Source organism: Pseudomonas syringae group sp. J309-1, assembly GCF_032582135.1.
In the GTDB taxonomy this organism is placed as follows: domain Bacteria; phylum Pseudomonadota; class Gammaproteobacteria; order Pseudomonadales; family Pseudomonadaceae; genus Aquipseudomonas; species Aquipseudomonas quasicaspiana.
In genome coordinates this window covers 1-5,586 of sequence record NZ_JAWHNU010000113.1, presented here as the reverse complement: position 1 = coordinate 5,586, position 5,586 = coordinate 1, and the positions used below count along the sequence as shown (strand labels likewise).

Here is a 5,586-nt window from a genome sequence, read left to right as displayed (position 1 = left end):
TGAGCTTGCTCGCGATGGACGATGACGCGGTATGGCCATGAAAACGAGTCGTCAGTATCGCGGGCAAGCCCGGCTCCCACAGGGATTAGCGATCCACCTGAAACGCTTATCTTTGGGAGATTCCATGGTGGCCCGCAAGGATTGATCCCGGTGGGAGCGAATTCATTCGCGAATGCTTCACTGCTCTGGAGATGTACCAGATGTACTGGCCTCTTCGCGAATGAATTCGCTCCCACTGGGTGGCTTGAGTCTGCATGGCTGCACATCCTTGTTACAAACTCAAACCCGCGCAGGTTGCTCATCCACCCTGTTGGAGGCGAACCTAGTAGTGCTATCGCCATCAAACACCCGGATCGTTACCGTTTCCAACAGAAGGTAAGTGATGAACAGTTTTGCGCGACGCATCGTACTCCTCACCCTGGGCGGCCTGATGACAGCAGGCTTGACCAGTGTTGCCCAAGCCCAGACCTTGCCCAACAGCACGCTCAATAACGGCAATTCCACTAACAGCCCTATTCATCGCGCCAATCCCAATAGCCGCCAAGGCACCGTCCCGGCCACGCCGCCTGTACGCGGCCCGAGTACGGCCCCCAATCCGCGGCCGCCTACGCTGGAGAATGGCGGCATAGGCAATGGTTACCCGACCCGCCAACAGGCGCCTCGCCCGGCCGACAACAATAGCGGGCAGAACCGTAAAAGCACTGATTGAGACCCGCGTCCCCCTCTCATGGGGGCTTTTTCATGACATAAGGAATCGTCCATGCATTGCAAAACCCTGATCGCAACGTTGTGTGCCAGCGCATTGCTGAGTTTGCCGCTGAGCGCTGCTGCGGGTCCCGTCCAGGATTTCAAGACCGAGCAAGGCACCCTCAGCGTCGAAGAAGTGGCCAAAGGGCTCGCCCATCCATGGGCTGTGGCTTTCCTGCCGGACAACAAGGGCATGCTGGTCACTGAAAAACCGGGCAACCTGCGCGTCGTGTCCCCTGACGGCACCTTGTCCCAACCGCTGTCCGGCGTTCCCAAAGTCTGGGCAAACGGGCAGGGCGGTTTGCTGGACGTGGTCCTTTCTCCGGACTTCGCCAAGGACCGCATGGTTTACCTGACTTTTTCCGAGGGCAGCGAAGACGGTAAAACAGCCGGAACCGCAGCGGGGCGCGGCCGCCTTTCCACGGACCTGACCCGACTGGAAGATTTCAACGTGATTTTCCGTCAACAGCCGAAGCTGTCAGTGGGCAACCACTTCGGCGCGCGGATCGTCTTTGATCGGGATGGTTATCTGTTTATCGCCCTGGGCGAGAACAACAACCGGCCCACCGCTCAGGACCTGGACAAGCTTCAAGGCAAAATCGTGCGCCTTTACGCCGATGGCAAAGTCCCGGATGACAACCCGTTTGTTGGCCAGAAAAATGTGCGCCCGGAAATCTGGTCGTACGGCCATCGTAACCAACAGGGCGCCGCGCTCAACCCATGGACTGGCACCTTGTGGACCAATGAACACGGGCCTAAAGGTGGCGATGAAGTGAACATCATCGAACGTGCTCAGAACTACGGCTGGCCGCTGGCAACCCACGGCATCAACTATTCGGGAGAGGCGATTCCGGAAGCCAAAGGCAAATTCGTCGAAGGTACGATCAAACCCTTCCACGTCTGGGAAAAATCACCGGGCATCAGCGGCATGGCGTTTTACGACGCGTCACGCTTCAAGGCGTGGGATCACAATCTGTTTATTGGCGGGCTGGCATCGGAAGATTTGATTCGTCTGGAGTTTGAAGACGGCAAGATCGTTCATGAAGAACGTTTGCTGAGCGAACTGAAGAAACGCATTCGTGACGTGCGTCAGGGACCGGATGGTTATATCTATGTGCTGACCGATGAAGATAACGGCCAATTGTTGAAAGTAGGTTTGAGACAGTAAATCCTGTTACGTAAACAGATGATGTACACAGAACGGTAGGACCGGATTTATCCGGGAGACATTCTTCAACGCAATAAACCAGATTGCTTGAAAAACTGACTCCCGGTAGATCCGGTCCGACAAAACTGCGTTAAGTCTTACTTATCCTGCTTGTCTTTCACGATCGCACCGGTCTTGGCGTTCACGTCCACATCCCACTCCACGCCTTTGGCATCGCGCAGTTCAACCTGATAGATGTAGTTGCCTTGTGCATCCTTATCCAGCTCGGTGTCATGAATGGTGAAGCCTGGGTGCTTGTCCTGCGCCAGTTTGTTCAGCTTTTCGAAGTCCATGATCGCACCGGACTTGAGCAGGCCAGGGATCTCGTCAGGACGTACGTCGGCTTGTGCAGCACCGGCAGCGGCAGTAAGGGCAACAGCAGCAAACAAGGCATTCAAAGTTTTCATGGGTATTCCTTTTGGTTGATCTGATGTTATTGATCTGGAGGCAACTGATTCGTTCCGTTTGCCTGTTGAAGCCAGATTAGCCAGTGATACTTAATTCATGCTTAATCTTCATGGGCAGGGCTGCTCGATTGTTGGGGACTGCGGTTTGGCTGAAAGCGGAACATCAAACAACTGATCAAATGCCCATTGAAACAGTAATGCGTAAAAGAAGAAAAATACGAACAGCGCCAGATTGGTTGCCAGTGCAGACCACCAGGTAATATTCAGCCAGGCGGCGACGACCGGCAGTAATATCAACGTCAATCCACCCTCAAAGCCCAGAGAGTGCAGCAGCCTGCGCAGCCACGTCCGGCTACGTTGCGGCTGGCGTGCTTCCCAGTATTCAAAGCACCCGTTGTAAAGCATGCTCCAGAGCAGCGCGGTGGCCGAAAGCAGAACCGATAAACCGCCTGAGCTGGCCAGGCTTTCGTCATAGGCCCAAGACAGTGAGGGCGACAGGACACCGATAGCGATCAGCTCGTAAAGCACGGCTGGAACAATTTTGCGGGAGGGACCTTGCATGAGCGGCTTCCATTTCAGCGGTGAGTTGCCAGCCACTTTAATGACGGCTCACGTAACGCAAAAATGAGATAAATTGACCCTCGTTCAATTCATTTGATGTGTGCGAGGCTACCTGTGTTCGCCAAAATACCGCTAACTGCGTTGCGCACCTTCGAAGCAGCCGCCCGGTCAGGAAGTTTCAAAGCCGCTGCTGAAGAGCTTTTTGTAACGCCCGCTGCGGTTTCATATCAGGTCAAAGCGTTAGAGGCCTGGCTAGGAACGCTGTTGTTTGAGCGATTGGGCAAAGGTGTGCAACTTACTGACGATGGCGAACGCCTGTATCGTGATGCTCATCGCGCCTTAATGGACATGAGTCAAAGCCTTGCCGGTCTGCAGTTTCGGCCGGACCACCACACGCTGGTGCTATCGACAACGCCAGCGCTGGCGGCATCGTGGTTGATCCCAAGGCTGGGTGATTTCTATCAAACGCAGCCCCACATCAACGTGCGGGTCGAAACCAGTAACGAGCTGGTGGATTTGTTGCGTGACGCGTGCGTCGATCTGGCTATTCGCACTTCAAGTCGTACCTATCCGGCATTGGTCAGCCAGCCACTGATGACTGAGCGTTTTGCGGTGTATGCCGCCCCAGGCCTGGCAGATCCGGCCAATCAAGACAGAGTGCAGTTGATCAGCCTGCGCTGGCAGATTCCCGGCGGTTTTGCTGTGGATTGGGCTACCTGGTGTGCAGCGGCAGGCCATCATCAATGGCTGAATCAAGCAATGCTGCGTGAATACGACGATGAGCATTTCGCTTTGAATGCGGCTATTGCCGGGCACGGACTTGTGCTGGCCAGTAATGTGCTGGTGGCGGACAGCGTTTCCAAGGGGCTTCTGATCCCCTATCGCCCGGATGTAAGCTTGCCTGGGCCAACCTATGTTGCCGTTTGCTCGCCGGGTCGTGAGCGGCAACCGCCAGTGAAGGCATTTCTGGATTGGCTTGAGGGTCAGGCAAGTGACAGCTATCAAGCAATTTAGTGGGAGCGGTTTCAGTCGGGAAGACTGCATCCCTGACGCGGAAGATGTCTCGGATGAACCGGGCCTTTCCCGGCTATAGCCGGTACACGGGTTTTCTACGGCGTCGATCTGACCATTCTGCGTTAGCAGCCACTCATCCAAACCCCTAGCCATTACCCATCATTTTGCTATTCTTCGCGCCCTGCGACGCTGTGTCGCGTCTTTACTCTTCCGTGTCCGGGGTCCTTATGACGGCCATTGCTCGACCACGTCCCCAGCCGCTGTCCCGGGCTGACTATAAAACCCTGGGCCTTGCGGCGTTGGGCGGGGCGCTGGAAATCTATGACTTCATTATTTTCGTGTTCTTTGCGCTGACGCTGAGCCAGCTGTTTTTTCCGCCGGAAATGCCCGAGTGGCTGCGCCTGCTGCAAAGCTTCGGGATTTTCGTGACCGGTTATCTGGCGCGGCCGCTGGGCGGGATTCTCATGGCGCACTTCGCCGACCGCCTGGGGCGCAAGCGGGTCTTCAGCCTGAGCATCCTGATGATGGCGCTGCCATGCCTGTTGATTGGCGTGATGCCGACCTATGCGGAAATCGGTTACTGGGCGCCGCTGATCCTGCTGGCATTGCGCATCCTGCAAGGCGCGGCAGTGGGCGGCGAAGTTCCCAGCGCCTGGGTGTTCGTCGCCGAACACGCACCTGTAGGTCATCGCGGTTATGCCCTGGGTGTGCTGCAGGCCGGGCTGACCTTCGGTTACTTGCTGGGCGCGCTAATCGCAACCTGGCTGGCTAAAGTCTTCACCCCAGCGGAAATCCTCGATTACGCATGGCGTATACCTTTCCTGCTGGGTGGCGCATTCGGCGTACTGGGTGTCTGGCTGCGCCGTTGGTTGAGCGAGACGCCGGTGTTCATGGCCATGCATGCCCAACGTGAAGCCGCCACGGAATTCCCCCTGACCGCGGTGCTGCGCAAGCATCGCCAATCCCTTTTGCCCGCCGCCTTGCTGACCTGCGTGCTGACCTCCGCCGTGGTGGTGCTGGTGGTTATCACGCCGACAGTCATGCAAAAACGCTTTGGCATGAGCGCCAGCGATACTTTTGCCCTGAGTAGTCTTGGCATTGTGTTTCTGAACATTGGCTGCGTGCTGGCCGGTATGCTGGTAGATCGCATTGGTGCGTGGCGTGCAGTGATTGTCTACAGCTTGTTGCTACCGCTAGGCATTGGCCTGCTCTACATGAGCTTGATCGATCAGTGGCTGGTGCCGGGTATTGCCTACGCGCTGGCGGGGCTGGCCTGCGGCATCGTCGGTGTGGTGCCTTCCGTGATGGTCGGCCTGTTCCCGGCCGACATTCGCGTGTCGGGCATCTCGGTCACCTACAACATTGCGTATGCGCTGTGGGCCAGTACCACGCCGCTGCTGTTGATCGCCCTGATGCCATGGAGTCCTTGGGTCTGCGTTGGCTACGTCGCGATCATGGGCGCGGTTGGCCTCGGGACTGCGGCAGTATTCGGTTTACGTCGCGGCATGAAGGTCGATGCGATGCTCGCCAGCAACTGAATGGACGCGCCCTGACACGGCGCTTTTGTACGGCAAAACATAGAACCTGTAGGAGCGCACGAGCACCGCGAGGCCGCGATGGCGGTGTATCAGACAGGACGCAATCGCTGCC

General features: G+C 56.8%; 6 protein-coding genes. 4 read left to right on the top strand and 2 right to left on the bottom strand.

Annotation, left to right across the window (positions count from 1 at the left end; all coding sequences use genetic code 11):
• Nucleotides 1-382: 382 nt before the first annotated feature.
• Together RX972_RS28945 and RX972_RS28940 are read left to right on the top strand one after the other, a co-directional pair.
• Complete coding sequence (locus tag RX972_RS28945; RefSeq protein ID WP_027901897.1) at nucleotides 383-709, top strand: hypothetical protein; 327 nt, start codon at nucleotides 383-385, stop codon at nucleotides 707-709.
• 51 nt (nucleotides 710-760) lie between these two features.
• On the top strand, nucleotides 761-1,915 hold the full coding sequence (locus RX972_RS28940; RefSeq protein ID WP_027901898.1) for a PQQ-dependent sugar dehydrogenase: 1,155 nt from the start codon (nucleotides 761-763) through the stop codon (nucleotides 1,913-1,915).
• Between the two features lie 137 nt (nucleotides 1,916-2,052).
• On the opposite strand, the gene RX972_RS28935 is transcribed toward RX972_RS28940, so the two are convergent.
• Both RX972_RS28935 and RX972_RS28930 read right to left on the bottom strand, forming a co-directional pair.
• A complete protein-coding gene (locus RX972_RS28935; protein ID WP_027901899.1) occupies nucleotides 2,053-2,361 on the bottom strand; it encodes a PepSY domain-containing protein in 309 nt (102 codons plus the stop codon).
• Between the two features lie 108 nt (nucleotides 2,362-2,469).
• A complete protein-coding gene (locus RX972_RS28930) occupies nucleotides 2,470-2,922 on the bottom strand; it encodes a PACE efflux transporter (protein ID WP_316880697.1) in 453 nt (150 codons plus the stop codon).
• A 114-nt stretch (nucleotides 2,923-3,036) separates the two neighbouring features.
• Here RX972_RS28930 and RX972_RS28925 point away from each other — a divergent pair, with 114 nt between their 5' ends.
• Both RX972_RS28925 and RX972_RS28920 read left to right on the top strand, forming a co-directional pair.
• Nucleotides 3,037-3,936 carry a LysR substrate-binding domain-containing protein gene (locus RX972_RS28925; RefSeq protein WP_316880695.1) on the top strand — a complete coding sequence of 300 codons (900 nt, stop codon included), beginning with the start codon at nucleotides 3,037-3,039 and terminating at the stop codon, nucleotides 3,934-3,936.
• Nucleotides 3,937-4,163: 227 nt separating this feature from the next.
• A complete protein-coding gene (locus tag RX972_RS28920; RefSeq protein WP_316880693.1) occupies nucleotides 4,164-5,474 on the top strand; it encodes an MFS transporter in 1,311 nt (436 codons plus the stop codon).
• Nucleotides 5,475-5,586 lie beyond the last annotated feature (112 nt).

Bases quoted from the DNA above. Each gene is read 5' to 3' on its own strand.
- RX972_RS28945 (WP_027901897.1), top strand. From the start codon at position 383: ATGAACAGTTTTGCGCGACGCATCGTACTCCTCACCCTGGGCGGCCTG.
- RX972_RS28940 (WP_027901898.1), top strand. From the start codon at position 761: ATGCATTGCAAAACCCTGATCGCAACGTTGTGTGCCAGCGCATTGCTG.
- RX972_RS28935 (WP_027901899.1), bottom strand. From the start codon at position 2,361: ATGAAAACTTTGAATGCCTTGTTTGCTGCTGTTGCCCTTACTGCCGCT.
- RX972_RS28930 (WP_316880697.1), bottom strand. From the start codon at position 2,922: ATGCAAGGTCCCTCCCGCAAAATTGTTCCAGCCGTGCTTTACGAGCTG.
- RX972_RS28920 (WP_316880693.1), top strand. From the start codon at position 4,164: ATGACGGCCATTGCTCGACCACGTCCCCAGCCGCTGTCCCGGGCTGAC.